Below are 26,549 nucleotides of genomic sequence, written 5' to 3'. Positions count from 1 at the left end.
TCCTGCATCAGCGTCCACATCATCGACCGGCTCCGCTCGACGACGTTGTGGCGGCGCAGGAACGCCGATCCGAGCCGGTAGGCCTCCGCGCCGACGTGCCACTCCTGCTTGTCGGCGCTGATCTCGACGAGGCCGCGGCGCTCGAGCGTCGCGAGCACCCGGTGCATGGTCGCGACAACCGGGCCGGTCCCTGGGCCTTCCTCTTCGCGCGGATGCAGCGGCCCGACGGCCACCCCCTCGATCGCGCCGCGGACGATCTGGCCTCGAACGACTACGCCGCGCTGCTGCGCCAGGACGGAAGCGGCTGGCGCGTCGTCGACTTCGCCGTGGGTCCGACCGACGTCGCCTGGGAGGGCTGGGACCGACGTTACGGGGCGCCGGCCTCGGTCTTCGCCGTGCGCTGAGGCTCGACCATACCGCCCGAACGGTAAGGCGCGCCCGCGCCTCTGGTCCCTCACGCTTCGACCGGCGGCCGCCCTGCCGCCGCCCTCGCGGCGCGCGCGAGGTCCGAGCCGGCGCGGAGGCGGCCGCACGGGTCTTCGAAGCCCGCTCGATCGATGCGGTCGAGCGCGTCGATGGGCCGTGCCCCCGTGTACGGACGGGTGAATGTCGCGCTCGGCTTACGATGGCACGCGCGCAAGCGCTTCGCTCTCCTTGCCATCGGATGCGAGCACATGCCTCTCGCGATTCCGTAGATAGGCCACGCGAACAAGGTCGCGCGCGCCATCGGCCCGCTCGATTTACTTAGAACTCCTCAATCCGAAAGCGACCGCCGCAATCGCGACCAGGAGCGGCGCCCAGAAATGCATCAGACCGACGGCGCTCCAGACGGTGAATGTCTCCCGGCATCCCGTCGTGTTCATCGCACAACCCAAGAGCACGACATACGTGAACCACACGAAAGTCGCGACGACGAGCAGGATCCCGAAAATCAGCGCGGTCCGCCGCATCGATGGCATCCTCAAGCACCCACAGGTCGGTGCGCCCACGGTGGCGGCGCGACCCATCGTGCCGCTCCACAGCCCCCCTGTCGGATGGACGCGGCCGTCGCTGGAGCGGTTGCCGGGCAGATCCTCCTCCAGGAGGCAGAGCAGCCGGATGTTCCCGTCTCGGATCGACCGGGCATAGAGGCCGTCCTCTGCCGCGAGCAGCTGGTGGGCGCCGCCGATCGCCGCGATGCCGCTGACCTGAGCGTGCAGGGCGTCGACCAGCGCCTTCTGGGAGTCGGCGATCGGTCTCTCGAAGAGGCGGGATTCCAGGATATCGACCCACCAGGCCGTGCGCGTGCGCGGATCGTAACTCGATCCTTCACCGAGGCGGCAGCAAACCTGTCTGAGGATGGGGATGTCGTGCGGAGAACGCGAATGACCGATCCCGTTCGTGCCAGTCGAGGATCGAAGCGGCCCCCCTGCAACGGCGTCAGCACTTGTCGCAGATGCTGCCGAGGACCGCGTCGAGGTCCCGCTGCCGCTGCGTCCGCTCGCGCGGATCGTGCAACGGCGCGGCCGCCGCGCCTGGGGGAACCGTCTGCCCCACCGACGACCGGTACGGCGCGTTGATCGTGGTCTCAGGGCCGCCGCCCGTTCCCGTGAACGAGGCTGCCAGTGGCGCATCAATGCAGATGAACGGCGCGACCAGGCCGATTATCGTTGCGAGCACCGTTATCGCTGCGCCCTTCACGGTGAACCTCCCGATTCGATCTCCAATCGACATACATTTCGCGCATAGACGCCCGTTCCATAAGGCTAATACTGTCAAATGCAGCAGGCTACGCCATTTACCGCCTCACTATCGGCATGCGGCTGAGATCGGCGTCGAGCTTCGACCGGCGGGTGTCTCGATGATGACGCGGCGCTACGCCCGTCCTGCCCGGCCCCAGATCTTGAAACACCCGTGACCAGAGCGTCCGGTCAAAAAGAGCAGGGGCGCCCAGGCAATGTTGTCACCCTATCACCGCAAGTCTCCACGAAGCCAAGTCCTGTTACGCAGCACAGTATAATGCCTTCCAGAGGTACGATAGGCGACAAGTCTCGATCAGAGAGTGCCCTGACGCACGCGCCGGCGTGGATTAAAACCTCCACGCGAGAGACGCGCGGCCTCCGCCGACCTGACAGGTCGAGGGAGGCCGCATCGAGATAGTCGGTCGCCTTCCATCTCGCCGCGGCCCGACGGGGTCGCGGGGCTTGAACGTCGGGCGCCGCCGGGGCGGTGCTCGACCTTCAGCGAGGGGACCCGGTGACGTCGCCTGGCCCCGATCTGATCGCCCAGAGTTCCGTGGGGAGGCTGATCGGTGCCCCGGGCTTGTAGTCCGCCGAGTCCTGGATGTGCGAGGTCGTGACGTAGATCGTACCGTCCGGCCCCTCGCTGAATGTATCCGGCCACCGCAGCTGCGGGTCCTGCACCAGAGTGGTGAGGCCATTCCCTGTGCTGGTCAGGTCGCGGACCTTCACGGAATTGTCCTGCGGCGAGGTCACGTACATCCGGCCGTCCTTGCGGGCGATCAGCAGGCCGTCGGCGGGTCCGTTCTCGCCGACTGTGACGATCTTCGATTCCAGCGTCCTGTCGCTGAGCATCTCGGGCACGAACGCGGCGGTCGCCCAACCCGTCAGCGCGTTAGTCGGGAGGCTGTAGAGCGTCTTGCCCTTGATGGCCTGCCAGTACAGCGTCTTCCCGTCCGGCGAGAGGGCGATGCCGTCGGCCGAGAACGCGACGCCGCGGCCGTCCGGTCGGCGCAGCGGCTTGCCGTCGTACTGCACTGTCACGCTCTTGTCGGGCATGGTCGCGGGATGGCCGGACAGCACGCGCTTGGCGGACCCGCTGTCGAGATCCACCACGATCAGCGCGCCCTCGGCACCGGAATCGGTCAGGTAGGCGGTCTTGCCGTCGGGCGAGATCCGCACGTCGTTGATGTACGAGGCCTGCATCACCGTGCCGGTGTCGAACGGGATCGTCTTCACGACTCGGTTCGACTTCAGGTCGATGCCGACGAGCTTGGGTCCGTCCTTGATCACGTGTGCCATGGCGGGCGCGGCCGCGTCGACCACCCAGAGGCGGTCCTGACCGTCGGCCACGACGCTCTGCACGCAGACGAAGTGGGTCTTCGGGTCGACCTCGTCCGCGTTGGCGTTGCGCCAGCTGTTCCACTCCGCGTCCGGGTATGGGACGGGTTGGCCGTCCTTCACCTCGGCCACGGAGACGGGCGCGTCCTCGCTCCAGCGGGGAAAGTTGACGAACGTGCGCCCGTCGCGGCTGACGGTGATGCCCGTGACCTGGTGCGCGAAGCCCGCCACCTTGGTGAGGGTCGCGGGCGCGGGCTTCGCGTCCTGAGCCGCGGCGGGGCCTGCCAGCGCGGCACCGGACACCAACGACGCGGCCAGCCCGGCGCGAACGCCTCCTGCAAGCTTCATAGCGCGCACTCCATGACGACGATGGGGGATATCCCCGGCCAACGCGTCAGGGCGCGGCCGGGTCCGGGATGCGGCGGGATGACCCCGTCAGCCGCGGCCCCATTCCCACAGGTCCTGCACGAACAGATCCGGGGCCTCCATGGCGGCGAAGTGCCCGCCGCGGGGCATCGTCTGCCAGCGCGAGACCGCGTAGCCGCGCTCCAACCACTCCCGCGGCGGCGCGGGCGTGCGCGGATCGGGGTAGGCCGCGAAGGCCGTCGGCACCGTGACGCGCCGCCCCGGCGGCATCCGGCGCACGCTCTCCTGCTGCGCGCCGGCATAGAACCACGTCGCCGTCGCGAAGGACTCGGTCAGGATGTAGAGCAGGGCGTTGGTCAGGAGCTGATCGTTCGAGAACACCTGCGCGAAGGGCCGCTCCCGCAGGTCGGCCCAGTCGTGGAAGCGTTCGACCAGCCATGCCAGCTGCGCCACCGGCTCATCCGCCATGGCGTAGCCCAGCGAGAGCGGCTTGGTGCCCTGCAACTGCGCGTAGGCCCCGAGCGCCTGCTGGCTGGCCGCGGCCTCCTTCTGCCAAGCCCGTTCCGCCGCGCTCTCCGGCTCGGCATCGGGCTGCACCAGCAGGTAATTCAGGTGGATCGCCTCCAGCGCGTCGACGTGGTCGAGGCCGAGCCAGGCCGCGACACCGGCGCCCCAGTCGCCGCCCTGCACCCGGTAGCGCGGGTAGCCCAGCCCCTCGCGCATCAGGCGATCGAACAGCCGCGCGGCGGTGCGCGCGCCGATCGGCGCGGCGGGTTTGCCAGAGAAGCCGAAGCCGGGCAGCGCCGGGATCACGAGGTCGAACGCGTCCTCCGGCCGCCCGCCGTGGCGCGACGGGAAGGCCAGGGGTTCGATGACCGACCAGAACTCGTAGATCGAGCCCGGCCAGCCGTGGATCAGCAGCAGCGGGCGCCGGCCTTCCGCCTCGCCGACGACGTGGACGGCGTGCAGGTCGAGATCCTCGATCCGGATCAGGATCTGCGGGAAGCGGTTGAGCTCGGCCGCCGCTTTGGCCTCGTCGAAGCCGTCGAGCCAGTAGGCACACAGGCGGGCGAGGAAGTCCGGGTCGCAGCCGTAGCGCCAGCCGGCCTCAGCCGGCAGGCGCGGCATGCGGTGGGCCCGCACGCGCTCCCTGGCCCAGGCCAGCCGCGCCGCGTCCCAGGCAACGGTGAATGTCTGCATCGAGAACCTCCGCTCGCGTTCGCGGCTCGGGAGAGCGCCGGATCCCGCCTCCCGGCGGGAGTGGCGCTGATCTGCTTCAACGCGGCCGGGCCGAGACCGTCGCGCCGGGAGCCGGCCTCTGCCGGTAGGCCGGCCTCTGCCGGTAGGCCGGCCGGCACCCGCGGCCCGGTCGGAGCGTTCGGGCGCCGGCCTGTTCAGCGGCCGGCGGACGGCTCGTGGATCGGGCAGCCGTTGAAGCGCTCGCGGAACGCGGCCGAGTGCCGGTAGGGCGCGTTCCGGGCCCGATTGATGTTGCCGAGCGGCCGGTGCGCGGCGAGACCCGTCCAGACGCTGAACCGCATCGCCTCGTCGACCGCCTGCACCCGGGCCGGCTCCCAGCTGTCCTGCGGACGGACCGTGATCGTTGCGACCCGCCGGAACGGCGCCTCGTCCTCATCCCAGGCGACAGTCGGATCCTCGACGGGCTGGCGCTTCAGGTCACGGCAGAGTTGCACCCGGAACTCCCACACCCCCTCGGTACCGGCCATCTCGGACCGCACGGTCTCGCGAACCGCGTTCGGCCGGCCGGAGGCGTCGATCTCGGTGCCGGTGCGGGCGGTCAGCCCCGGGGCGACGGGGCGGAGCGAAAACTTGGCGATGGAGCCGCCGTAGCGGAACGGCGTGACGCTGTAATAGGTCTCGCCGAGCGGATCGACGTTGGGCGCTCCGCCCAGGGAAGCGATCGTCGGGCTCTCGACGCCGACCGCCCGCAGCACCCTGTTGACGCCGCGCAGCACCGTCGAGGCGGCGACCTTCAGGCCCTCCGCGCGGTCGGTGGTCCCGACCAGGAGCTTCAGGCTGCCGAGGAACGTTTCGGCGTTCGGCGCCTGGAAGACCGGCCCGTTGACCATGATGAAGTCCTGGGTCGTGCCCTCCGCGTCCGGCAGGCGCTCGCCCGGGACGTCGAGCACCTTGAGGGCGAGGCCGCGCGGCAGCGAGACCGCGTCCGGCAGGATGTCGCCGGCATTGATCGACATCCGCATGTAGACCGCGTGCTCGCCCGGCCTGGCGAACAGGCCCTGGGCCAGTTCCGGGGGAAGGCCGTCCTCGATCCGCAGCACGCCTTCGAGGATCCCGTGGGCCTTGGCGTGCACCGACCGGACGGCGTGGCCGGAATCGGCGGCGACCCGCTGCAGGATCGTGCCGAAGGTCTCGCACAGTCCCGCGATGGTCTGTGCCTCGTCGGGCTTCACCGTCTCGACGTCCGGGCTGTAAGGCACAGGTGGTCGCAAGTTCTGTCTCCCGGCAAGTCCGGACAGAACTGGCAGTGCAGCGCGACGTTCCAGGTTGCGCGACACTCGATCGGTCATCAACGATTTGCCGCAGCCGCCGCCCTGCCCGGCGCCTGTCCCGCCACGCCGGTCGAGGGACCGGCCCGGCACGCTCGGCCCGACGCGACCGCTGCACCGGGCATCAGCCGGGCAGGGCGCGCCGCGGCGACGAACCCTGCCACGCCGAGGGCTCGACTGAACTCATGGCGACGATCGCGGTCGGGTAGACCGTGGCCCGACCTTGTCGGCACCGGGAGACCGGGCCGCGCGTTCACGCTATGCTGGCGGATCGGCAGATCAGCGCGGCACGGATGATCCGGCGTTCCAGAACGACTGTCATCGCCCTCGGTGTCATCGCCGGGGCCGCCATCGTCGCCTTGCTCATCCATCTCCTCCTCGGTCTGCTGTCCCTCGACATCGCGGTCGCGAAGACCAGCACGGAGGACCGGGAGGCCGCTCAGGCCCTGACCCAGCTCTTCGAAACCCAACATCCGCGGGTGCGCATCCGGACGATCTTCGAGCCGGATCGCCTCGGCGCCGCGGCGGCCCTGGACAAGGGAGAGACCCAGCTCGCGCTCGTGCGCAGCGACGCCGCACCGAAGGACGGGCAGACCCTGGTCATCCTGCGCCGCGACGCGGTGGTCTTCGTCGCGCCCGGTGGCAGCGCCGTCGACAGTGTGGCCAAGCTGCGGGGCAGCACCGTCGGACTCCTCGACGGTCGGAAGCTCGATCCGCGCCTGCTCGACCTGATCCTGACGCATTTCGGCGTGCCCCCGAGCAGCGTGCATCGCAAGATCCTGACGATCGATCAGCTGACCGAGGCCGCCCGCAGCCGACAGATCGGTTCGGTCTTCGTTGTGGCCCCGGTCGGCAGCGCGCTGTGGCTGCCGCTGTTCACGGCGCTCCGCAAGGGCTCCGGACCGGTGAAGCTGTTCGAGGTCGACGAGGCGGCGGCGATCGCCAAGGAGCACCCCGTGCTCGACACGATCGACGTGCCGAAGGGCGCTTTCCTCGGCTCCCTGCCGGCACCGGGCGACGACATCACCACATTGTCGGTCAGCCACCGGCTCGTGGCCAGAGGCGCGATGCCGGATTGGCTCGCCGGCGAGATCACCCGCGAGGTTCTCAGCGGCAAGCCGCGGCTCGTCGCCCTCGACGACGACCTGGCCGGCATCGAAGCCCCCGACACCGACGACAAGGTCCAGGCGCTCCCGATCCATCCGGGCGCTGCGGCCTACTTGACCGGAAACCAGCCCAGCCTGACGGATCAGGCGCAGAACGCGGCCTACTGGGTCGGGCTCATGATCAGCGCGCTGGCCTCGCTCAGCGCAGCGGGCATCGGCCTGTACCGGCGGTTCCGGCCGCGGCAGCCGCCCACGCGGGTCATGCGCCTCCTGGAGCTCTGGTTGTCGGTCTCGAGCGCCGATCCGGTCGAACTCGAGCAGCTGGAACGGGAGGTCGACGCGCTCGCGGCCGAGACGATCCGGGCGGAGGCCCATAGGCGGACGGAGAGTGTCGAGATCCGCCTCGTCGCTCTGCTCGTCACGCATATCCGCGAGGCGGCCCAGCGCCGACGGCGGCACGCGGCGCAACAGGCGTCCTAGTCGGGCGCCCGGGGCGCCGCCCCGTCGACGGTCGATGCAGGACCGGGCTGGGCGAGGCAAGATGGCGGCGGGCAGACGGCGGAGCCATCGGGGCTGCCGCCTCGGGTCGACGTCGTGCCGACCCGCATGTCTTGCGCGGCGCTGGCCGGCAGGAGCCGCGGCACTGCGGTGATCCCGTCCTGCGGGACATGCCTCGGTGTCACCCGCCCCTCAGCGGTGCTGCCGCCGACGTCGCCGTCTCACGCGAGCAGATCGCGATGCGCCCGGTGCCCGCGCAGCCAGGCCCGGGCATAGCCGCACAGGGGCACAATCCGGTCCCCCTCGGCGCGCGCGCGCGCCGCCACGCCCTCCATGAGCCGGGCGGCCGCCCCGGTGCCGCGCAGGACCGGCGGCGCGTAGACGTAGCTGATGACGAGATGGCCGGGTTCGCGTCGGTAAGTCGCGAAGGCGACGTCACCGCCGACCTGCAGCTCGAACCGGCTTTGCTCGACATTGTCGCGCAGCGTATCGCTCATCCGCGTCCCCAGGTTTTGCTCGACTCCGGTCAGGAGACACCGCGAAGACTTGGTGTTCCGTAAGCTCCGTGAACCGGTTTCGGCGACTATCGGGCGGTCCTTGCCCTGAGACATATAGGGGGTGCCCGTCGTCGACGCAGACGCGGATCGGGGCCGGCGCTGCCGGTGCGCCGCCTGCCGATCCCTCCGGTCGTTCCCATCCCACTCAGCGCCGGCCCCGCGTCGCCCGGCCCCCGCGGGCCCTGCCGCGTGCCGTGTCGGTCGCAATCAGCCCCACAGCGTTCGGGCGCACATCCAGCGTCGCGCCGGCCGACGGTGGTCACCGGCGGTGCCGGCCGGGGCGCCGCGCCGTGAGCACGCGTTAGTGGCGCAGGAGCGCGCTTCGGCCCCGAGCCGGTCGGAAGGCGTAGCGGGATGCGCCCGTCTTCGGTGACAGCAAGCGTCCAGACGCGCGGGGACCGGGAACCTTCGCGACGGGTCCGCGCTCCGCGGCGGGCCCAGATGTCTGCGAGGCCCGGCACACGCCAGAGCTGCGCCCAGTTTTATCAAAAGTTGAAAACGGCAAAGTCAAGACAAATCGCTGATAGGTTAAGAATTTTTTAGGTCGGGTATGGGAATTCAGACCAGTAAATTCGCCGAATCTCTGCGGATACTGGTTCACGACATGCCCAGCCCGACCATCGGACGTAAGCTCGTCCTTTCCTCTGCTGTGACGGCCCTGTTCGCTGCCGGCGTCATCTACAACCAGTGGAACAGTGATCGCCGGATCGCCGAGGCGACCGACGCGGTCGTCCGCGAGCAGACCATCCTGTCCGGGATCTCGCAGGCACAGGTCGCCCTGAACCGCATCCAGCTCAGCTTCAAGGCGGTCGATCTGGCTCAAACCGGTCCCGACGCTGACGCAGCCGTATCCGCAGCCGCGAAGGAGGCCGATCAGGCAATGCGGGGGCTGGAACGTCCCATCGCCATCGCGCTCAAGCCGCAGATCCTGCGGGACAGCGGGAAGGCTCTCGGGGACTTGGCCAGCGCCGTCGGCGGCTATGCCGAAGCCGGGCGGCGGGACCTGCGTGGCGGCGCGGTCGATACGGATGCGGCGCGTGCAGCGCGACGGTCGATCACAGACCAGATCGCTCGGGCGGAAGGGATGATCAACCAGGCGGTCGCCAACTCGCGCGGCTTCACCGACAACGCCATGCAAACCACCGCCGAGCAAGTCAGCGCCGCGACGCGTTTCGGTCTCATCGCGGGCGCCGCGATGCTGCTGAGCCTGCTCGGGGCGACGATGCTGCTGATGCTCAACATCCAGCGTCCGATCACCCGCCTCGTCGCCGTGCTGGAGCGCATGGCTGCCGGCGAGATCGAGGCTGAGATTGCCGAGAGCCGACGCGGCGACGAGATCGGCGCGCTCGGCCGCGCCGTCGACAACATCAAGAGCATGGTCGCCCGCAAAGCCGCCGAGGAGGCCGAGCGTCGCCAGATCGCCGATACGGCCGCCGCAGCAGAGCGCCGACGCACGATGGTCGAGATGGCCGACAGCTTCGAGCAGGCGGTCGGCGGGATCGTGGGCCTGGTCTCGTCGTCCTCCACCGAGCTGCAGGCCACGGCCGAGCAGATGACCGCCAACGCCAGCCAGACGGCCGCGCGATCCACCACGGTGGCGGCGGCGGCCGAGGAGGCGGCGGCGAATGTCGGGACCGTCGCGGCGGCGGCCGAGGAGCTGGGCACGTCGGTACAGGAGATCGGCCGGCAGGTCGCCGGCTCGGCCGGGCTCGCCCAGGCGGCTGTCGCGGAAGCGGACCAGACCACGCGCCTCGTGCAGGAACTCAGCCAGGCGGCCGAGCAGATCGGCGCGATGGTCGGCATGATCTCCAACATCGCGGGCCAGACCAACCTTCTGGCGCTGAACGCGACGATCGAGGCGGCGCGCGCGGGCGAGGCCGGACGGGGCTTCGCGGTCGTGGCGGCCGAGGTCAAGGAGTTGGCCAATCAGACGGCGCGCGCCACCCAGGAGATCGGCCAGCGCATCGGCCAGGTGCAGGGCGTGACCGATCAGGCCGTCGCGGCGATCGGCGGGATCGCGGGGCGGATCCGCGAGATCAACGATGTGGCGGCCGGCATCGCCGCGGCCGTCGAGCAGCAGAGCGCCGCCACACAGGAGATCGTGCGCAACGTGGCGCAGGCCTCGAACGGTACGTCCGAGGTGACCGGCAACATCGCGGGCGTGGCCCGCGCGTCCGAGGAGACCGGCGCGGCAGCCGCCCATGTCCTGAGGTCGGCGTCCGGGCTGTCACAGCAATCCGAACACCTGTCGGAGGAGGTGCGTCGCTTCCTGACCACCGTGCGGGCCGCGTGAGGCGATGACGGCGGAGGTCCTCGCGATGCCCTATCGGGCCGCCCCCGGGCATGAGCGGCGTCTGGCGGAGAACCTCGTGGCGCGCGTCGCGTCCGGTCACGACCCCGGTCCACGCGGCGCGCAGATCCGCGGCCTGGGTCTCTCACTGGAAGCGAGCGTCCGCGAGCTCCGCGCCGCACTCGCGCGGGCAGGCCTCGCGGACGGGTGTGCGGCGCTGATCGAGACGCGCGGGCTGACCGCCCGCCAAGCCCGAGGCTACCAGGCCCAAGACTACGTGGGCTGAACGGCTCATCCCGAGGCGGCCCATCGCCGCGTCGATCAGGGAGCGGTCCACTGGCCGACCAGAGGGGCCGAGCGCGGGCTCCAGACGGTGTTCGCCCGACATTTCGCACCGGCTCGCGCGGCCCGGCCTCGGCCGGGCCGCGCGCGCTGTTTCAGGGTCAGCAGCGACTGTCCGTGGGGGCGCGGTGCACATGGGCCCGATGCGGGCGTCAGCCCCGAGGCACGAACCTGCGGAGGCCCGCGAACCCGGCCGAGATCGGCGTTCCCGGGCCGGCGCCGCGCTCAATTCGGGCGGATCGAGGGCGTGTGGCCGAGAACCGCCGTTTGTGATGCCGGTTAGCTTTCGTGAGGGGGAGCCAGTCACGGAAGCGTGGGTGCCACGCTACTTCTTCGATATCCACGACGGTCAGTTGCAACGCGACGAGGACGGGACCGAGTGTCCCGACTTCGATGCTGCGCGCAGAGAGGCGATGATCTCCCTCCCGGACGTGGCGCGGTGGGAGATCCCGAGCGACGGGGACAGGCAAACCTACGCGGTGATCGTCCGGGATGCGGCCGGCGCCCCGGTTTACACGGCAACGCTGACGTTCACCGGCCTGAGGTTGGGCGAGGCGGCCGAGTAGGGTCAGACCGCGTCGCACATCCGCCGCGATCGGCCCGGCTCCGCGGCACCGGACCTCCGCGTCGGAGCACGGCTGACGGCGGTGTCCCATCGCCGTCCCGCACGAGGCAGCGCGGCGACGCCGTGCCGAAGGGCTCGCAGCTCGCAGGTGTGCGTCCCGGACGCTCAGGGAAGGTCGGCCGGTTTGACCTCGATCCGGTCGAATCGTCCGAGGCGGTAGACGAGGAACGACAGGAGCCACGCCGCCGCGAAGAGACCGACGATGCCGAAGCCGAGCACGCCGAAATTGTCGTTGATCGCGGCGACCCGCTGCCAGAGCCAACCCTGGAGGTTGAGCTTGTCCGCCAGGAGGTTCAACGCCTCCAAGGTGCCGACCACCAGCGCGACCACCACCGACACCAGGGTGATGGTGAGGTTGTAGAACAGCTTGCGCATGGGCTGGACGTAGGCCCAGCTGTAGGCGCCGAGCATGAGCACGCCGTCGGTCGCGTCGACCAGCGTCATCCCCGCGGTGAACAGGGCCGGGAAGACCAGGATCTTCCACAGGTCGGTGCCCTGGCTCGCCTGGGCGGCCGAGAGGCCGAAGAGGCTCACCTCCGTGGCGGTGTCGAAGCCGAGCGCGAAGAGCAGGCCCAGCGGGTACATGTGCCAGGATCGCGTCACGAGGCGGAACAGCGGCCGCAGGATCCGGGCAAGAACGCCCTGGTTGGCGAGCAGCATGTCGAAATCGGCCTCGACGTAGCGGCCGGTTCGCCGCACCTGGCGGAACGCGCGCCAGACGCCCGCGAGGACGACGAGGTTGACTAGGCCGATCAGGATGAGGAAAGCGGCCGAGACACCGGTGCCGATCAGGCCGCCGAGTTCACGGTAGCCTTCCGAGGCCGTGATCAGGCTGGTCGCGGCGAGAGCCACCGCGGCCGCCGCGACCACCACCACGGTGGAATGGCCGAGCGCGAACCAGAAGCCGACCGAGACGGGTCGCTGGCCCGCCTGCATCAGCTTGCGGGTGACGTTGTCGATGGCGGCGATGTGGTCGGGATCGACCGCATGGCGAAGCCCGAAGACGTAGGCCAGCAGCGCGGTCGAGAGCAGGGCCGGCTGGCCGGCGAACAGGCTGTAAGCCCACATCCAGGCCGCGATGTTGGCCGCGATCAGGACGAGGTAGAGCACACCGATACGGCGCCGCACGCCGCGGCGCGCCGTGCCATCGGACGGGACGATCGCTTCCATCAAACCCTTACCCACCCGACCACCGTCCCCTCGGCCCTGCCGCCCGGCCCTGCGCCGCCACGCGCGATCCGACATAGCGCAGAACCGGCCGAGCTGCGGAGTACCGCGAGCGGGGACGCTTCACGGCGGCCGCGACGCGCCGGGTCACCCGGGCGCATCCGGGCGCTCTCTCGCCCGAGGGCCGCCCCCGGAACCTGCGCCAGGAGACCTGGCCGCGGGCTCGCCATCAGAACCGCACCGTCACGGAGCCGGTGATCCGCCGGGGCGAGCCCGGATAGACCCGGAACACGTTGAGCGAACTCTCGTAGTACGCGGTGTCGAAGATGTTCTCGACGTTGAGCGCGATCCGGGCATTGTCGAAACGGTAGTAGGCCAGCGCGTCGGCCGCGACGTAGGCCGGCAGCGTGAAGCCCGAAGCGGCCGCGTCGCCGGCGCGCGCGCCGACGCCCCGCACGCCGCCGCCGATGCCGAAGCCGCGCCACGCCCCCTCCGGCTCGTAGACCGCGAGCAGGCTGCCGGAATGGCGGGGAACGTTGATGAGAGGGGCCCCGACCGGCAGCACGTTGTCCTTGGTCACCCGGGCATCGGCGTAGACGTAGCCGGCCAGGAGCTTCAGTTCCGGCGTGATCTGCCCCTGGCCCGTCAGCTCGAAACCCTGGCTGCGGACGGCCCCGGCGGCGAGGGAGAAGCCCGTGTTCGCGGGGTCGGGCGTGAGCACGTTCTCCCGCTCCACGCGGAAGGCGGCAGCGGTGAGGAGCAGAGCGCCGCCGAACAGCTCGGATTTGGCGCCGAGTTCGTAGCCGAGGCCGGTCTCGGGCGGCAGCGCCGTGCCGCGGGTGACGGCGGCGGCGTCCGGACCGATGTTCGGCCGGAAGCTCGTGCCGACATTGGTGTAGAAGGCGAGGTCCGGGATCGGCCGGTAGACGAGGCCCGCCCGGGGCGACGCGGCGACCCGCGACTGGTCGACCTGGCTGCGCACGACGCGCTCGCGGAAGCTCTGCTCGAAGATGTCCAGGCGCGCACCGACGAGCGCCCGCCACTCGGGGCCGAGGACGATCTCGTCCTGCGCGTAGAGGCCGGTGTTGGTGATACGCTCGAGGTTGTTGCGCGGAATGGTGATCGGCGGAAGGGTCTGCCCGTAGACCGGGGCGTAGATGTCCAGGGCAAACGGGCTCGTGCGGAAATTCGAGCGCAGGTACTGCGTGCGGCTGTCGGTGCTCTCCCTGTCCATGCCGAGAAGGAGCGTGTGGCCGATGCCGGCCGTATCGAAGCGCCCCATGAGATCCGCTTGGCCGACGGCCACATCCCAGCGGTAATCGCGCACGTTGCGGTCGCGTGAGACGGTGCGATTATTGACATTGATGGCGCGGATCTCGGCGGACTCCCCCTCGAGATCGCCGGTATTGAAGTAGGTCGCCAGTCGAAGCTGCCAATTCTCGTCGAAGCGGTGGTCGACGCGGACCTGCAGAGCGTTGTTGCTCTGATGGGTGCTCTGGCCTGGCTCGCCGAGGAAGCGGGAGAGGGGCAGGAGGCCGGGTTGCCGGTTCAGCGCGATGACGCCCCGGTCGAAGACGATCCGGTTCCTCACGAACTCCGTCTCGACCGTGATCCGCGTTTCCGGGGTGACCTGCCAGCTCACCACCGGCGCGACGAGGAGACGGTCACTGTCGACGAAATCACGGAAGCTGCCCGCGCCCTGGGCGGCGAGGTTGAAGCGGTAGAGGATCGTGCCGTCCGCGTTCAGCGCGCCGCCGGCATCGATGGTGCCGCGGGTCAGGCCGAACGAGTCGACCTGATTGCCGAACTCGACGAACCGTTCGGCGGTCGGTTGCTTGGTGATCAGGTTGACGAGGCCGCCCGGATCGCTGCGCCCGAACAGGGCCGCGCCAGGGCCTTTGAGCACCTCGACGCGCTCGATGTTCTGGGCATCCGGGGGAGGCGGCGTGCCGCGGTTGAGCGGAAAGCCGTTCTTGTAGATCTCCGAGGTCGTGACGCCGCGGATGGCGTAGCTGAAGATCGACAATCCGCCGAAATTGTTCTGCCGGGCGACGCCGGGCAAGTAGTCGAAGACCCGGTCAACGCGGGTGGCGGCGATGTCGGTGATCGCTTCGCGCGGCGCAACCGACACGGCCACGGGCACGTCGATCTGCGGCGCTGCCGTGCGCGTCGCGCTGACGCTCGCGCCCGCGCCGTAACCCGGTGTCGGGCCGATCAGGCCGATGCTCCCGCGCCCGGACGCCGCCGTGCGACCGGCCCCCGCGCCGACATGTTCGACCGATAATTCCTCCAGGGTCACGCTTTCCTGCGCGCGGACCTCCCCGATCGGCGCCCCGGCTGAGAGCATGGCCGCCACAGCCAGACGCGGCGTGCCGCATCGCGCCGCCGCCGCTTGGGCGGATCCCCGACGCGGCCTCGGGCTTTCGCGGAGGGACGGTCTTCCAGAGGTTGCCAAAGCACACTCGCTGCTGCGGGCGCGCGGCCACGCGGGGCGAGCGGCGTCACGCCCGGACGGACGGCACCACGCGCTCCGCTGGGGCACCGCGCCCGAGGGACGTCATCGCGCCGAAGGCCGGTCTCCTGGCGCGGGTCACCGCCGCCGTTGAACCGGTCCGGTGCGTCGCACCGGCGGCCGTGGACAGCGGGCGCGCCCTGTCGGCAGGTGCGGGGCAGCTCCGGACGCGCTCCGGAGAGCACGCCGAATGCCCGTCACAGCCCCGAGCCGTGCCCGGGGAGCCTTGGCAGGACGATACTGGCTCCGGCGCCCGGCCGGGTCAACGGCCGACGTAATATTATTACGTTCTGTGAGCCGGCCGTGGCTGCATGGCCACAGGGGCGGCGGGGCAGGGCCGCCGTCGGTCCCGTGGAGAAGGCCGCCCTCGTCAGGGTTTCACGTCCGGCCTGGGGTCCGGAACGAACCCGTCGCGGTTCGGCATGCGGACGGCGGACAGGGTGGCGGCGTCGAGCACGGCGCCCTCCTCGACGAGCCCGTTCAGATACAGGACGTAGCCCGAGACCGCGTAGACATCGTCGGCACTGAGCGATTGCGGGGCATTCATCGGCATCGCCCGCCGGATGTAGTCGAACAGGGTCGGCGCGTAGGGCCAGAAGCTGCCGACCGTCTTGACCGGCTTCGCGGAGGCGAGCGTGCCTCGCCCGCCGACGAGCCTCTCTCCGGTCCCGCCTTCGCCCCGGCTGCCGTGGCAGGACGCGCATTGTGCCTCGAACACGGCGCGTCCCTGGGCGACGCTGCCGTGCCCCGGCGGCAGCTTCCGCCCGTCGCGGTCGATGTCGATGTTCCAGGCGGCGATCTCGGCCTCCGATGCCGGTCGACCGATCCCGAGGCGCTCGGTCGCGCGCGCCGTCCCGGCGCAGGCCAGCAACAGGGCCGTGCCGACGAGGGCGCGGGCTTCACGCGTAGCCATTGGCCACCTCGCCGTCGGCGGCGATGCGCCAGGGCACGACCGCGTTGTTGTGGTAGAAGGATTTCGAGCCGCGCACCGCCGTCAACGCGCCGAAGCTCGGCTGGACATACCCGGTCTCGTCGATCGCCCGGCTCGCGATGGTCGTCGGCGTTCCGTCCCAGCGCCACGGCAGGCGGAAACGCGTCAACGCCCGGTTGAGCACCGGCTCCTGCAGGGCGGCATCCCGCCAGCTCTCGCCCCCATCGGTCGAGACCTGCACGCCGCGGATTCGCCCGCGCCCGCTCCAGGCGAGGCCGGTGATCTCGTGGAAGCCGGGGGCGATCCGCTGCGTACCCGAGGGCCGCGTGATGATCGACTTGGCCTCCATGACGAAGGTGAATTGCCGCGCCGTCCCGTCGGGCATCAGATCGGTGTATTTCGAGGTCTCCTCGCGGGAATAGGCCGGCTCCGCAGTCACGTTGAGCCGGCGCAGCCACTTCACGCTCATGTTGCCCTCGAAGCCGGGCAGGAGCACCCGGAGCGGGTAACCCTGCTGCGGGCGCAACCGCTCCCCGTTCTGGCTGTAGACCAGCAGCGCGTCGTCGAGGCACTTGGCGATCGGGATGCTGCGGGTCAGCGCGGCGGCGTCCGCGCCCTCGGCCACGACCCACCGCGCGTCCCGATTGAGGCCGGCCTCTGCCAGCACCGTCGCGAGACGCACGCCCGTCCATTCGGCGCAACTGACGAGGCCGACGAGATCCGACGCCGTCCACCCTTTGATGGCCTCGAAGCCCGGATTGCCCGAGCACTCGAGGAAGTAGATGTGGGATTCCGACGGGAAGCGGCGGATGTCATCCATGGTGAGGATGAGCGGCGTCTCGACGAGACCGTGGATCATCAGCCGGTGCCGGGCGGGGTCGATGTCCGGGATGCCGCCGTGGTGGCGCTCGTAGAACAGGCCGTTGGGCGTCAGGATGCCGTCGAGATCCTGCAGCGGGGTGCGGCTCGACGCCGAGATATACTGCTGCAGACCTTTCGGGACATTGCGGATGATACCGTCTTCGAAGCGCGACGGCCGGCCGTAGGTCTGGCTGCCGACATCGGCGCCCGGGCTCTTCATCCACTCGGGAACGGCCGGAGGCGCCGCCTCGTCCGACCGGGCCTGACCGCCCGCGAGGACGGCCGCAGCCGCCGCAGCGCCCTGTGCGAGGAAGCGGCGCCGCGCCGGCGGCGATTCATCGTCATGGCTCATCGCGCGGCACTCCCTCCCACCTCGCCGGCCCGAGCCCCGCGTCACACAGGATCTCATCGGGCGCCGGTCCCCCGTTCCGGGGAAGCGGTCCGCCGGCCGGCGGCTGGCCGAGATTCTCACGCAATGCCGATCCCTCATAGTCCCCCCGGGGCAGAGTCGGCGGCATGATCACGTCGGATCGCGCGGGGGCGCTCCCGATGCCCGAAAGCCCGGAGCGGTAGCGTGATTCCGGCTCCTGTTGCGCCTGAGGACGCCGATCCGGCGATCGAGGCTCTGGTGCTGTGAGCCCCGAGATCTTGCCGCTCCCCTAGCGACGACAGATAGGGCCGCGAAGAAACGGGCGATCGCAGAGCAACGCTAAGGCGGACGGAGCGGCATCCCGGCCCATGCCGGCAGTAGCGTGGCGGACTACCGGGCCAGGGACGGCCCGGCTCTCCTCGTATCCCTCGCCCTCCCGATCGTCGGACGGCCGACCGGGGCGTCTCGGCGCTGAAGCCGCGTTGGCAGGCCCGGATGACGCCAGCAGCCATCCATCGATGGCCGTTCGGTCAAGAACCCGCAGTAGGGCTGTGCCGCTGTCCTTCGCGTCGACCCGGCATCCGGCTCGACTGCCCCGTTCGGAGAGGTTCTCGAGAAACACATGCAGCGCGGCGTCGATGTCCTGCAGATCGCATCGTCGCGGCAACCGGATCGCGGCGAACTGGAGCGGAAGCACACAGGTCAACCGCAGACGCGCGGGCGCATCGACGGGCGGCGCGACGGCCGCCGATGGCCGGCGCCGTCACGGAGACGGTGCCGTCAGGACCAAGGGTCCGTTTCGGGTCGCGACGACCGTGTGCTCGTACTGCACGGTCGGAGCTCTCGGCTGGCTGTAGAGGGTCCAGCCATCGTCGCCATCCTCGGCAAAGGCCGCACCGAGAGACAGAAAAGGCTCGACGGTGAAGACGAGTCCCTCCGTCATGATCCGCCGTTCGGAGGCATCGGGCCAGGTCGCGATCTCCGTCGGCTCCTCGTGGAGCGACAGCCCGACCCCGTGGCTGGCGAGATTGCGCACGAGCGTGTAGCCGTTCTGGCGCGCGAAGGCGCCGACGGCGCGACCGATGCCCGCGAACGGCTTGCCGGTGCTGACCTGACGCAATCCGGCCCACATCGCGCGACGCCCGTCCCGACAGAGACGTTCGACCGCGCGCGTCACCGGCGGAACCGCGAACGACGCGCCCGTATCTGCGAAGTAGCCATCCTTCTCCGCGGAGACATCGATGTTGACGAGATCTCCTGCCCGAACACGACGGTCGCCGGGGATGCCATGCGCGATCTGCTCGTTGACGCTGATGCAGGTCGCGCCCGGAAAGCCGTAGACCAGTTCGGGAGCCGGACGCGCGCCGGCCGCGTCCAGGTAGTCCCGGCCGATCTGATCCAGCTCACGCTCGGTGATCCCGGGCTCGATGGCTCGGCCCATCACCGCGAGCGCGTCGGCGACGATGCGCCCGATCGTCTTGAGCCCCACAAGGTCGTCGTCGCTCGACACGGTCATGCAGTCTCTCTGGCAAGCCCCGAGCAACCTGTATCCGAGCCGACCTCCGAAGTCCGCACCGGCCCTGTCGCTGGCAACGACCTTCTCCGCCGGCCCGGGCGCGACGGCGGCTCCTCGGAGGCCCCAGAGCGGCGCCCGCGACGGCGCCCCACCGCCGCGGTCGAGGTCGCGATCGAACGGACGAGATCAGGAGGACGACGGCGGCTCGCCTCAGGGTTCGGCAACGCTGGGAGCGGCCGGCTCGGTGGTCGCCCCGAGCTCGGCGGCGAACTTGCCGAAGAACTCGTCGGCGAGCTTGCGCGCGGTGGCCTGCATGAGACGGCCGCCCAGCGTGGCGATCTTGCCGCCGACCTCGGCCTTGGCGGTGTAGGTCAGGAGGGTCTCGCCGCCCTCGTCCGCTAGGGTGACCGCGGCGCGGCCCTTGGCGAAGCCCGCCATGCCGCCGTTGCCCTGGCCGACGAGGCTGTAGCCCTCGGGCGGGCGCATGTCCTCCAGGCGGACCGTGCCCGCGAAGGTCGCCGAAACCGGCCCGATCTTCAGGGCGACCTTGGCCTTCATCTCCTCCGGGGAGACCTGCGCCAGCTCCTTGCAGCCGGGGAGGCAGCGGGCAAGCACGTCCGGATCGTTCAGCGCCGCCCAGACGGCCTCCCGCGCGACCGGGATCCGATACGCGCCCGCGATGTCCATCCGCGTCTCCTCCTGACAAGGCCCCGCCCCTCGGCCGGAGCGGGCGCTCAGACCGCGCAGTAGCGCGCCTGGATCTCGGGATCGTCCCGCAGCGCGGCCGCGGGGGCGTGGTAGACGACGGCGCCACCGTCGACGATGTAGACGCGGTCGGACACGTCGAGGGCGAGTTCCACGTTCTGCTCCACGAGCAGGATCGTGGTGCCAGCCCGCTTCATCGCGACGAACTGCGCGAACATCTCCTCGACGAGGATCGGCATGATCCCCTCGGAGGGCTCGTCGAGGAGCACCATCACGGGCTCGGCCATCAGCGCCCGGGCGATGGCGAGCATCTGCTGCTCGCCGCCCGACATCGTGATCGCCTCCTGCTTCAGGCGCTGCTTCAGCCGCGGGAAGGTCTCGGCGATGACCTCGATCCGCCGCGCCTCGTCGCGGCGCGTGACCCGCGCCCCTCGTCCCGCCCCCTTGGCCGCCCCCTTGGCCGCCAGGATGCCGAGGCGCAGGTTCTCCTCCACCGTTAGCCCCGGCACGATGCGCCGCTCCTCCGGCACGTAGGCGAGGCCCCGGTGGAAGCGCTCGTGGGGCGGCCGGTGGAGGATGTCGGCGCCCGCGAAGGTCACGCGCCCCTCGCGCTTCGCCACGAGGCCCATGATCGCCTTCAGCGTGGTGGTCTTGCCGGCGCCGTTGCGGCCGACCAGCGTGACGATCTCGCCGGGGCGCACCTCCAGCGAGAGGCCTTGCAGGATGTGGGAGTGGCCGTACCACGCCCGCAGATCCTCGACCGCCAGGAGCGGCTGGACGGCGCCGTGCTGCGTGGCGGCGCTCATGCGCTCCGGCCCGCCGCGTTGCCCAGGTAGACGCGGCGCACCTCGGGATGCGCGCGGATGTCGTCGGGGCTGCCCTCGGCCAGGAGCTGGCCCTGGTGGAGGACCACGAGGCGCCGGCACAGGCCCATGACGAGCTTCATCTTGTGCTCGACGAGGATCAGCGTCCGGGTCTCGGCGAGGCGCTGCACGAGGTCCATCATCTCCCGCGTCTCCTCGGGGCTCATCCCGGCGGTGGGCTCGTCGAGGAGGAGGAGGCTCGGCTCGGCGGCGAGGGCCACCGCGATCTCCAGGGCCCGCTGCTCGCCGTGGGCGAGTTCGCGGGCGAGACGGTCCATCCGGGCGCCGAGCCCGACCTCGCCGAGCAGCGCCTCGGCCCGCTCCGCCAGCTCGGGATAGGCCGCGCGGTTCCGGAAGAGCGCGAAGCGGACCCGCCGCGCCTGGGCGGCCACCCGCACGTTCTCGCGCACCGTGAGGTGTGGGAAGACGTTGGTGATCTGGAACGACTTGGCGATGCCCATCCGGGCGAAGGCGTGCGGGGCCGCGCCGGTGAGGTCCCGCCCGCGAAACAGCACGCGGCCCTCGCTCGGCGGGAAGGCGCCGGAGATCAGGTTGAAGAAGGTCGACTTGCCCGCCCCGTTCGGTCCGATGATCGCGGTGACCCCGCCCTCCGGGAACGCGACGGTCACGTCGGACAGGGCGCGGAAATGCCCGAACCGCTTGCCGAGCCCCTCCGTGGCGAGGATCGGGGGCACCGCACTGGGTGCCGTACCGGGCGCCATAGCTACGGCGGCGGCGCTCACCATCCGGCCCTCCTCAAGCGCGCCAGCACCTCGCCCCAGATGCCCAGCGGCAGGAACAGCACGAAGGCGATGAAGATGGCGCCGACGACGAGCTGCCAGTGGCTCGTCACGGTGGCGAGCCCGTCCTGCAGGAGCGCGAAGGTCGCGGCCCCCACGAAGGGCCCGAAGAAGGTCCCCATCCCGCCGAGCAGCGCCATCATCACGGCCTGACCGGAGGTCGCGTAGTGCATCGTCTCGATCGGAACGATCGAGAGGTGGATCGCCTGGAGCCCGCCCGCGAGACCGCACAGGGCCCCGGAGATCACGAACGCCACGAGCTTCATGCGGCGCGCGTCGTAGCCGCAGGCCTGCGCCCGGCCCTCGTTCTCGCGGATCGCCTCGAGGGCGGCCCCGAACGGCGACGACAGGAGGCGCGAGAACAGCCAGACCGCGACCCCGACCACCGCCAGCGCTGCGTAGTACTTCACCACCGGGTCGAGGAGATTGAGGCTGAAGCCCGGCAGGGCGAGCGCCGGCACGTTGATGCCGCGCAGGCCGTTCTCGCCGCCGGTAAAGGCCTCCGCCTGGTAGAAGGCGTAGTAGACGCACATCGACAGCGCCAGCGTCGTCATCGCGAAGTAGATGCCGCGGGTGCGGATCGCGAGCGCGCCCATGACGGCCGCGATCAGGGTGGCGAGCAGGGTGCCGGCGGCGAGCGCCAGGGCCGGGTGCAGCCCGTAACGGGCGATGGCGATGCCGCAGCCGTAGGCGCCGCTGCCGAGGAAGGCGGCGTGGCCGAAGGACAGGAGCCCGGTGTAGCCGAACAGCAGATTGAACCCGAGCGCGTAGAGGCCGAGGACCAGGATGTTCACGGCGAGCGCCTGATAGGGCGCGATCCAGGGGAACACGAGGAGGAAGGCGAGCGTCAGGGCGACGCGGTGCCGACCGCACCACGCGAGCCCCCGGCCGGTCCGGCCCGAGCCCGCCGCTGTCCGTGGCGACGCTGGAGCGCGGACCCGCTGAGAGCGCGACCGTGGCGGATCTGGCGCCGCGCCGCGTCGCGGTCGCCCGCTGATGGCCGGGGCGGGCGCCGCGCGGGCGAACACCCTCGTCGCCGTCAAGATGGCGCTCCGCTTCGGGCTGCCGCTCATCGGACTCGTGGTCTTCGGCCGCGCCGTCGTGCTGTCGGTGGGCGGCGATATCGAGCACGGGCAGTTCGCCCTGGGCGTGCTCCTGATCCTGGCGGGCTTCACCTCGAAGCTGGTGCCCCGGCCATGAGCGCCGCGCCGGCGGGACCGCCGATCTACCTCGACGCCGACGCCTGCCCGGTCAAGGACGAGACCTACCGGGTCGCCGAACGCTACGGCCTCACCGTCCACGTCGTCGCCAACAGTGTGCTGAACCTGCCGCGCGAGCCCTGGATCGTGCGGGTGGTCGTCGGCCCGGAACTCGACGCCGCCGACGACTGGATCGCCGCGCGGGCCGGACCCGGGAGCATCGTGCTCACCGCCGACGTCCCGCTGGCCGCGCGCTGCGTGAAGGCCGGCGCCACCGTCCTGGCCTTCACCGGCAAGCCGTTCAGCGAGGCCGGGATCGGCCTCGCCCTCGCCACGCGCGACTTGATGCAATCCCTGCGCGAAGCCGGCACCATCACGGGCGGGCCGAAACCGTTCTCGCGTGCCGACCGGTCGGCGTTCCTGTCCGCCCTCGACCGGGCGGTGAACCGGATCCTGCGCGACCGGCCGAAGCCGGTCTGAACGCCGGCCCGAGTGATCGACCGCGTCGCGGCCCGATCCGCGCCTCAGGCCTCGGCCGTCGGGACGAGACCCTTGAGCGCCTCGTTGATGCGGTCCTGCCAGCCCGGCCCGTCCTTCTGGAAATGCGCGAGCACGGCGCTGTCGAGGCGCAGGCTCACGACTTCCCGCGAGCCCGGGACCGTGGCCGGCCGCGGGGCTGCCTGCGGCGACGGAGCGGCCGGCTTCGGGCTCGTGGCGGCCCGGAAAGCCGCCTCGGCTGCCGCGCGCGGGTCGCTGAAGCGGCGGCGATTGCGGTCCTCAGCCATCGACCCCTAACCCTTCGCGGTCGTCTTCTTGGATGCGGCTTTCTTCGCGGTGCCCTTGCCGGCCGCCTTAGCTTCCTTCTCGGCCGCCTTGGTCTGGGCGTCCGCGGCCTCCTTGGCCAGCCTCAGCGAGCGCAGCCGGACCGTCCGCTCGTCCATCGCCTTGATGGCCGCGTGGTGCTCCGCCATCGCCTGGGCGCCCTCGCGCGCCATGCGTTCGGCCCGTTCCGCGCGCTCGGCGCGATTCTCGGCGCGCGTCTTCGCTTCCGCCTCCGCGTCGCGGGTGGCATTCACCTCGTCGAGGTCGTACTCTGTCTCGTCGCTCATCCTGTCCCTTTCACCCCGGCTCGACGGATCCGACCCGGCGCAGCCTGCGCGGGACGGGGTCTGAGCGGGTCCGGCCTGTTCGAGGGGCGGAGGGCGAGGCCGGATCGTGGGCCCTCCCGCATCGCCGTCAGACGGGCAGGGAGAGCTGGTTCACGAAGGCTTTAGCATGCCCGCGCCGCCGATGGCGAATCCAGATCGCCGGCCGGGACTGACGGCGCACACTATTCGTATGCGTCCACTGGACAATCTGGATCGAGCCCGAGCTCAGCCGAGAGGAACCGGCACGACCGCTGTCCGATCAACGCACGCGGAAGTTGAGCGGAATAGAGACCGAGAGGCTCGACTGCGTCACGCCGGGAGGCGCTGCCGGCATACTGCCGCGCACCGCCGCGAGGGCGGCGCTGTCGATCTGGCCGACTCCGCTGGAACGGGCCACGCCCGCGCCCGTCACCTGACCCGAGCGCATCACGGTGAAGCGCACCACGGCGGTCCCGCCGCCGGTGCCCACCGCCGCGTTCACGTTCATCCGGCTGTGGATCGCCGCGCTGATCGCGCCCTGCCACTGCCGCATCGCGCTCGGATCGTTGCCCGCGGCGGCCCGGCCGGCGGCGTTCTGGCGCGAGGCCGACGCCGAGCTGCGCTCGGCGCCCGCCCGGGCCTTGGCCTCGCGCGCCTTGGCCTCGCGGGCGGCCTTCGCCTTCGCCTCGCGGATCTCCTCCAGGCGCTCCTGCCGCGCCTCCTCGCGCTTCTGCTCGCGGAGCTTCTCCTCCCGGATCTTCCGCAGCTTGGCTTCCCGCTCCGCCTTCAGCTTGGCCGGGTCGGGCGTCGGCTTCGGCGGTTCCTCGGTCTTGGCGACCTCGGTGGGCGGCGGCGCCAGCGGCTCGGCCGCCTCCGACGCGGAGGTGATCACCTGGCTCTGCGCCTCCACGGGCTGGGCCTCCGGCGGCGTCTCGACCGCCTGGGTGTCTTCCGGCTTCACCTCGGTCATCTCGGTCGGCGGCGGGGGCTGGACGGCCTCGTCGGGCGGCGCGTCCACCGGCTTCGTCTCCGGCGGCGCCTCCTGGCTCATCTGCTGTTCCGCCGGGGCCTCGGTGGCCGCGTCGGTCATGAGCGGCGCGAGGTCGACGGTGATCTGCTGCTCGCCGGGCGGCGCGGGCGGAGAGAGCCGCAGGAACATCACCGCGGCGAGCACGCAGGCATGCAGGCCCAGGGCGACCAGGAAGGCGGCGACCAGCCCGGACGGGCGGCGCTCGCCGAGACCGGCCGGCAGATCCGTCGACGTGTAGGTGCTCATCGGCTCAGCGCGCGGTCCCTGCGGGGGCGGCGGGTGCGGGGGCGGCGGGCGAGGCCGGAGCGGCGCCGCCGGGCGACTGCGCGATCAGCGACACCTTGGTGAAGCCGGCCTGTCCGACGAGGCCCATGACCTCCATGACCTTGCCGTAGGGCACGTCGCGGTCGCCGCGCACGAGGATCACCTGATCCTTGTCGGCGGCCGCCATCTCGCGGAGGCGCGGCACGATGCTCTCCATCGTGAACACCTCCTTGGCGATGGACGGGTTGCCGTCCTTGTCGACCGTCACCTCGGCGGGCTTCTTCGACTGCGCGACCTTGGGGGCCGCGGTCTTCGGCAGCTGGACCGGAACGCCGGTGGTCATCAGCGGCGCGGCGACCATGAAGATGATCAGCAGCACGAGCATCACGTCGACCATCGGCGTGACGTTGATGTCGGACATCGGCACGTCGTCGAGGTCGTCGTCGTCGTTCGCGCGAATGGATCCCATCGCCATGGGGCGTCTCCGGTACCTTGACGTTCGGCTCTCTGGGGGTGAGCGTCGGCCCGCTCTACTCGGCGGCCGCGCGGTGGGCGCCGGCGCGGTCGCGCGCCAGGCGGTTGCCCAGGACCGAGATATAGGACGAGAAGGTGCTCTGGATGCCGCTCACGTCGCTCGAGAGCTTGTTGTAGGCCATCACCGCCGGGATCGCGACGACGAGACCGATCGCGGTCGCGAACAGCGCTTCCGCGATGCCCGGCGCCACCACGGCGAGCGAGGTGTCCTGGCTGCGAGCGATGGACGAGAACGAGTTCATGATGCCCCACACCGTGCCGAACAGTCCGACGAACGGGGCCGTCGAGCCGGAGGTCGCCAGCAGCGACAGGCCGGTGCGCAGGCGCTTCACCTCGATGGTCAGGGCGCCCTTCATCGCCCGCTCGATGCGGTCCCGGCGCTCGGCCCGGGTCTCGGAAGAATCCTGATCGCGCCACGCGTCGATGGCCGCCTTCACCACGTGGCCGGCGATGCCGCGATGCTCGCCGTCCAGGCTGCCGCCGGAGCGGACCAGGTTCGCGAAGGCCTTGGCCTGGCGCCGCGCGGCGGCGAGCCGGATGACCTTCTCGAACACCACCGTCCAGCAGGCGATCGAGGCGATCACCAGCAGGATCATCACGCCCTTCACGATCGGGTCGGCCTGCAGGAACAGGCCGAGGAACGAGAAGTCGTGGGCCGCCTCGATCGGCGCTTGTGTCGGGTCCATCGCGGGCTCCTGGCGTCCTGGTCTCACGCGGCCTTGCGCCGCCATCGTCACGGGGGGGCGGCGAAAGCCGCAGGCCGCCCGGCGGCCCTCGCCGCCGGGCGGTTTGGTCTTGTCGACCGTCACACCGCCCGCATCAGCGGTCGAACGGGAGGCCGGCCTTGCTGTCGGTCTCGGTCCGCTCGAGGCAGGCCTCGCGGGCGGCGTCGCCGCCGTCGCAGGTCAGGACGTCGTTCAAGAGGACGCGTCCGACCTTGTTGCAGGCGATGCCGGGGAAATCGAAGATCTTCACGGTGGTCTTCTTCGGCGGCAGCGGACCGAGCTCGACGGCCACGCGCTTCTGCGCGACGCCCTCGGGGTCGAAGGCGAAGAGATCCACCTTGTAGGACTTGAGCCCGGATCCCTTGTTGTCGATCACCATGGTGATCCGGCAGGCCTCGCCCGCGGTCTCGACCTTGTTGAGCTGCAGCTTGATCGGCGGGGCCTTCTCGGACGCGTCCTGCGCCAGCGCCGACACGACCAGCAGCGCCGAGAGCGCGAAGCAGGCCGCCGTGTCGAGGGCGATACGCCCGATCCGTCGGCGGTACAGGGGAACGCTCAGGGCAAGCACCGTAGC

At 70.8% G+C, this 26,549-nt stretch carries 27 protein-coding genes and 2 pseudogenes; 6 read left to right on the top strand and 23 right to left on the bottom strand.

What is annotated here, in order from left to right:
• From MOTC310_RS32770 to MOTC310_RS08305, 7 genes and pseudogenes are all read right to left on the bottom strand, one after another.
• Window positions 1–293 (bottom strand): annotated as a pseudogene (locus MOTC310_RS32770) (hypothetical protein); the annotation flags it as partial.
• A gap of 447 nt (window positions 294–740) precedes the next feature.
• Window positions 741–950 carry a hypothetical protein gene (locus MOTC310_RS08330; RefSeq protein ID WP_331301486.1) on the bottom strand — a complete coding sequence of 70 codons (210 nt, stop codon included), beginning with the start codon at window positions 948–950 and terminating at the stop codon, window positions 741–743.
• A gap of 54 nt (window positions 951–1,004) precedes the next feature.
• A pseudogene (locus MOTC310_RS08325) lies at window positions 1,005–1,340 on the bottom strand (SMP-30/gluconolactonase/LRE family protein); the annotation flags it as partial.
• Between the two features lie 79 nt (window positions 1,341–1,419).
• On the bottom strand, window positions 1,420–1,680 hold the full coding sequence (locus MOTC310_RS08320; RefSeq protein WP_331294843.1) for a hypothetical protein: 261 nt from the start codon (window positions 1,678–1,680) through the stop codon (window positions 1,420–1,422).
• 539 nt (window positions 1,681–2,219) lie between these two features.
• Window positions 2,220–3,407: an L-dopachrome tautomerase-related protein gene (locus MOTC310_RS08315; RefSeq protein WP_331294845.1), complete on the bottom strand. Its 1,188-nt coding sequence runs from the start codon at window positions 3,405–3,407 to the stop codon at window positions 2,220–2,222.
• 87 nt (window positions 3,408–3,494) lie between these two features.
• Window positions 3,495–4,625 carry an epoxide hydrolase family protein gene (locus MOTC310_RS08310; RefSeq protein WP_331301436.1) on the bottom strand — a complete coding sequence of 377 codons (1,131 nt, stop codon included), beginning with the start codon at window positions 4,623–4,625 and terminating at the stop codon, window positions 3,495–3,497.
• A gap of 194 nt (window positions 4,626–4,819) precedes the next feature.
• Entirely contained in the window at window positions 4,820–5,896 is a 1,077-nt protein-coding gene (locus MOTC310_RS08305; RefSeq protein ID WP_331294848.1) for a catalase family protein, read from the bottom strand.
• Between the two features lie 350 nt (window positions 5,897–6,246).
• Here MOTC310_RS08305 and MOTC310_RS08300 point away from each other — a divergent pair, with 350 nt between their 5' ends.
• Complete coding sequence (locus tag MOTC310_RS08300) at window positions 6,247–7,539, top strand: TAXI family TRAP transporter solute-binding subunit (protein ID WP_331294849.1); 1,293 nt, start codon at window positions 6,247–6,249, stop codon at window positions 7,537–7,539.
• 239 nt (window positions 7,540–7,778) lie between these two features.
• Here MOTC310_RS08300 and MOTC310_RS08295 read toward each other — a convergent pair whose 3' ends face one another.
• Entirely contained in the window at window positions 7,779–8,054 is a 276-nt protein-coding gene (locus MOTC310_RS08295; RefSeq protein ID WP_331294850.1) for a GNAT family N-acetyltransferase, read from the bottom strand.
• Window positions 8,055–8,718: 664 nt separating this feature from the next.
• Here MOTC310_RS08295 and MOTC310_RS08290 point away from each other — a divergent pair.
• The 3 genes from MOTC310_RS08290 (at window position 8,719) to MOTC310_RS08280 (ending at window position 11,312) form a co-directional block, all read left to right on the top strand.
• Window positions 8,719–10,407, top strand: coding sequence for a methyl-accepting chemotaxis protein (locus MOTC310_RS08290; protein WP_331301435.1), 1,689 nt, complete (start codon window positions 8,719–8,721; stop codon window positions 10,405–10,407).
• Between the two features lie 4 nt (window positions 10,408–10,411).
• Window positions 10,412–10,690: a hypothetical protein gene (locus MOTC310_RS08285; RefSeq protein WP_331294852.1), complete on the top strand. Its 279-nt coding sequence runs from the start codon at window positions 10,412–10,414 to the stop codon at window positions 10,688–10,690.
• Window positions 10,691–11,063: 373 nt separating this feature from the next.
• Complete coding sequence (locus MOTC310_RS08280) at window positions 11,064–11,312, top strand: DUF6894 family protein (RefSeq protein WP_331294853.1); 249 nt, start codon at window positions 11,064–11,066, stop codon at window positions 11,310–11,312.
• Between the two features lie 164 nt (window positions 11,313–11,476).
• On the opposite strand, the gene MOTC310_RS08275 is transcribed toward MOTC310_RS08280, so the two are convergent.
• The 9 genes from MOTC310_RS08275 to MOTC310_RS08235 all read right to left on the bottom strand — a co-directional run bounded on the left by MOTC310_RS08275 (window position 11,477) and on the right by MOTC310_RS08235 (window position 22,169).
• On the bottom strand, window positions 11,477–12,541 hold the full coding sequence (locus tag MOTC310_RS08275; protein ID WP_331294854.1) for a HoxN/HupN/NixA family nickel/cobalt transporter: 1,065 nt from the start codon (window positions 12,539–12,541) through the stop codon (window positions 11,477–11,479).
• Window positions 12,542–12,767: 226 nt separating this feature from the next.
• Entirely contained in the window at window positions 12,768–14,885 is a 2,118-nt protein-coding gene (locus tag MOTC310_RS08270) for a TonB-dependent siderophore receptor (protein WP_331301434.1), read from the bottom strand.
• Window positions 14,886–15,420: 535 nt separating this feature from the next.
• Complete coding sequence (locus MOTC310_RS08265) at window positions 15,421–15,963, bottom strand: c-type cytochrome (RefSeq protein WP_331289185.1); 543 nt, start codon at window positions 15,961–15,963, stop codon at window positions 15,421–15,423.
• Entirely contained in the window at window positions 15,950–17,194 is a 1,245-nt protein-coding gene (soxC, locus tag MOTC310_RS08260; RefSeq protein WP_331301433.1) for a sulfite dehydrogenase, read from the bottom strand. Before soxC ends, MOTC310_RS08265 begins: the two co-directional genes overlap by 14 nt.
• Before the next feature lie 781 nt (window positions 17,195–17,975).
• Window positions 17,976–18,728 carry a type I methionyl aminopeptidase gene (gene map, locus MOTC310_RS08255; protein ID WP_331289187.1) on the bottom strand — a complete coding sequence of 251 codons (753 nt, stop codon included), beginning with the start codon at window positions 18,726–18,728 and terminating at the stop codon, window positions 17,976–17,978.
• 210 nt (window positions 18,729–18,938) lie between these two features.
• Entirely contained in the window at window positions 18,939–19,415 is a 477-nt protein-coding gene (locus MOTC310_RS08250) for an SRPBCC family protein (RefSeq protein ID WP_331301432.1), read from the bottom strand.
• 47 nt (window positions 19,416–19,462) lie between these two features.
• Window positions 19,463–20,239 carry an ABC transporter ATP-binding protein gene (locus MOTC310_RS08245; RefSeq protein WP_331289189.1) on the bottom strand — a complete coding sequence of 259 codons (777 nt, stop codon included), beginning with the start codon at window positions 20,237–20,239 and terminating at the stop codon, window positions 19,463–19,465.
• Entirely contained in the window at window positions 20,236–21,042 is an 807-nt protein-coding gene (locus MOTC310_RS08240; RefSeq protein WP_331301431.1) for an ABC transporter ATP-binding protein, read from the bottom strand. Before MOTC310_RS08240 ends, MOTC310_RS08245 begins: the two co-directional genes overlap by 4 nt.
• Window positions 21,036–22,169: a branched-chain amino acid ABC transporter permease gene (locus MOTC310_RS08235; RefSeq protein WP_419539871.1), complete on the bottom strand. Its 1,134-nt coding sequence runs from the start codon at window positions 22,167–22,169 to the stop codon at window positions 21,036–21,038. Before MOTC310_RS08235 ends, MOTC310_RS08240 begins: the two co-directional genes overlap by 7 nt.
• On the opposite strand from MOTC310_RS08235, the gene MOTC310_RS08230 reads away from it, so the two are divergent.
• Both MOTC310_RS08230 and MOTC310_RS08225 read left to right on the top strand, forming a co-directional pair.
• The gene (locus MOTC310_RS08230) at window positions 22,093–22,296 is read left to right on the top strand and encodes a hypothetical protein (protein ID WP_331301430.1); all 204 of its coding nucleotides are present in this window, start codon (window positions 22,093–22,095) and stop codon (window positions 22,294–22,296) included. The two genes, MOTC310_RS08235 and MOTC310_RS08230, sit on opposite strands and share 77 nt — an antisense overlap.
• Complete coding sequence (locus tag MOTC310_RS08225; RefSeq protein WP_331290901.1) at window positions 22,293–22,775, top strand: YaiI/YqxD family protein; 483 nt, start codon at window positions 22,293–22,295, stop codon at window positions 22,773–22,775. The genes MOTC310_RS08230 and MOTC310_RS08225 overlap by 4 nt, the downstream gene beginning before the upstream one ends.
• A gap of 44 nt (window positions 22,776–22,819) precedes the next feature.
• Here the strand turns inward: MOTC310_RS08225 and MOTC310_RS08220 are convergent, their stop codons facing one another.
• The 6 genes from MOTC310_RS08220 to MOTC310_RS08195 all read right to left on the bottom strand — a co-directional run bounded on the left by MOTC310_RS08220 (window position 22,820) and on the right by MOTC310_RS08195 (window position 26,543).
• On the bottom strand, window positions 22,820–23,080 hold the full coding sequence (locus MOTC310_RS08220; protein WP_331301429.1) for a BrnA antitoxin family protein: 261 nt from the start codon (window positions 23,078–23,080) through the stop codon (window positions 22,820–22,822).
• Window positions 23,081–23,086: 6 nt separating this feature from the next.
• Window positions 23,087–23,404, bottom strand: coding sequence for a hypothetical protein (locus MOTC310_RS08215; RefSeq protein WP_331290899.1), 318 nt, complete (start codon window positions 23,402–23,404; stop codon window positions 23,087–23,089).
• Window positions 23,405–23,702: 298 nt separating this feature from the next.
• Window positions 23,703–24,698, bottom strand: a complete 996-nt coding sequence (gene tolA, locus MOTC310_RS08210; RefSeq protein WP_331290898.1) for a cell envelope integrity protein TolA — start codon at window positions 24,696–24,698, stop codon at window positions 23,703–23,705.
• A 4-nt stretch (window positions 24,699–24,702) separates the two neighbouring features.
• A complete protein-coding gene (locus MOTC310_RS08205; RefSeq protein WP_331290897.1) occupies window positions 24,703–25,191 on the bottom strand; it encodes an ExbD/TolR family protein in 489 nt (162 codons plus the stop codon).
• Between the two features lie 55 nt (window positions 25,192–25,246).
• Window positions 25,247–25,936 (bottom strand): MotA/TolQ/ExbB proton channel family protein, encoded by a 690-nt coding sequence (locus MOTC310_RS08200; RefSeq protein WP_331290896.1) that lies wholly within the window; start codon window positions 25,934–25,936, stop codon window positions 25,247–25,249.
• Between the two features lie 133 nt (window positions 25,937–26,069).
• Entirely contained in the window at window positions 26,070–26,543 is a 474-nt protein-coding gene (locus MOTC310_RS08195) for a Tat pathway signal protein (RefSeq protein WP_331290895.1), read from the bottom strand.
• Between the last annotated feature and the right edge of the window lie 6 nt (window positions 26,544–26,549).

The sequence above is a fragment of the Methylobacterium oryzae genome, from assembly GCF_036441375.1.
Taxonomy (GTDB): Bacteria; Pseudomonadota; Alphaproteobacteria; order Rhizobiales; family Beijerinckiaceae; genus Methylobacterium; species Methylobacterium oryzae_A.
This window is presented reverse-complemented; position numbering and strand designations above follow the sequence as displayed.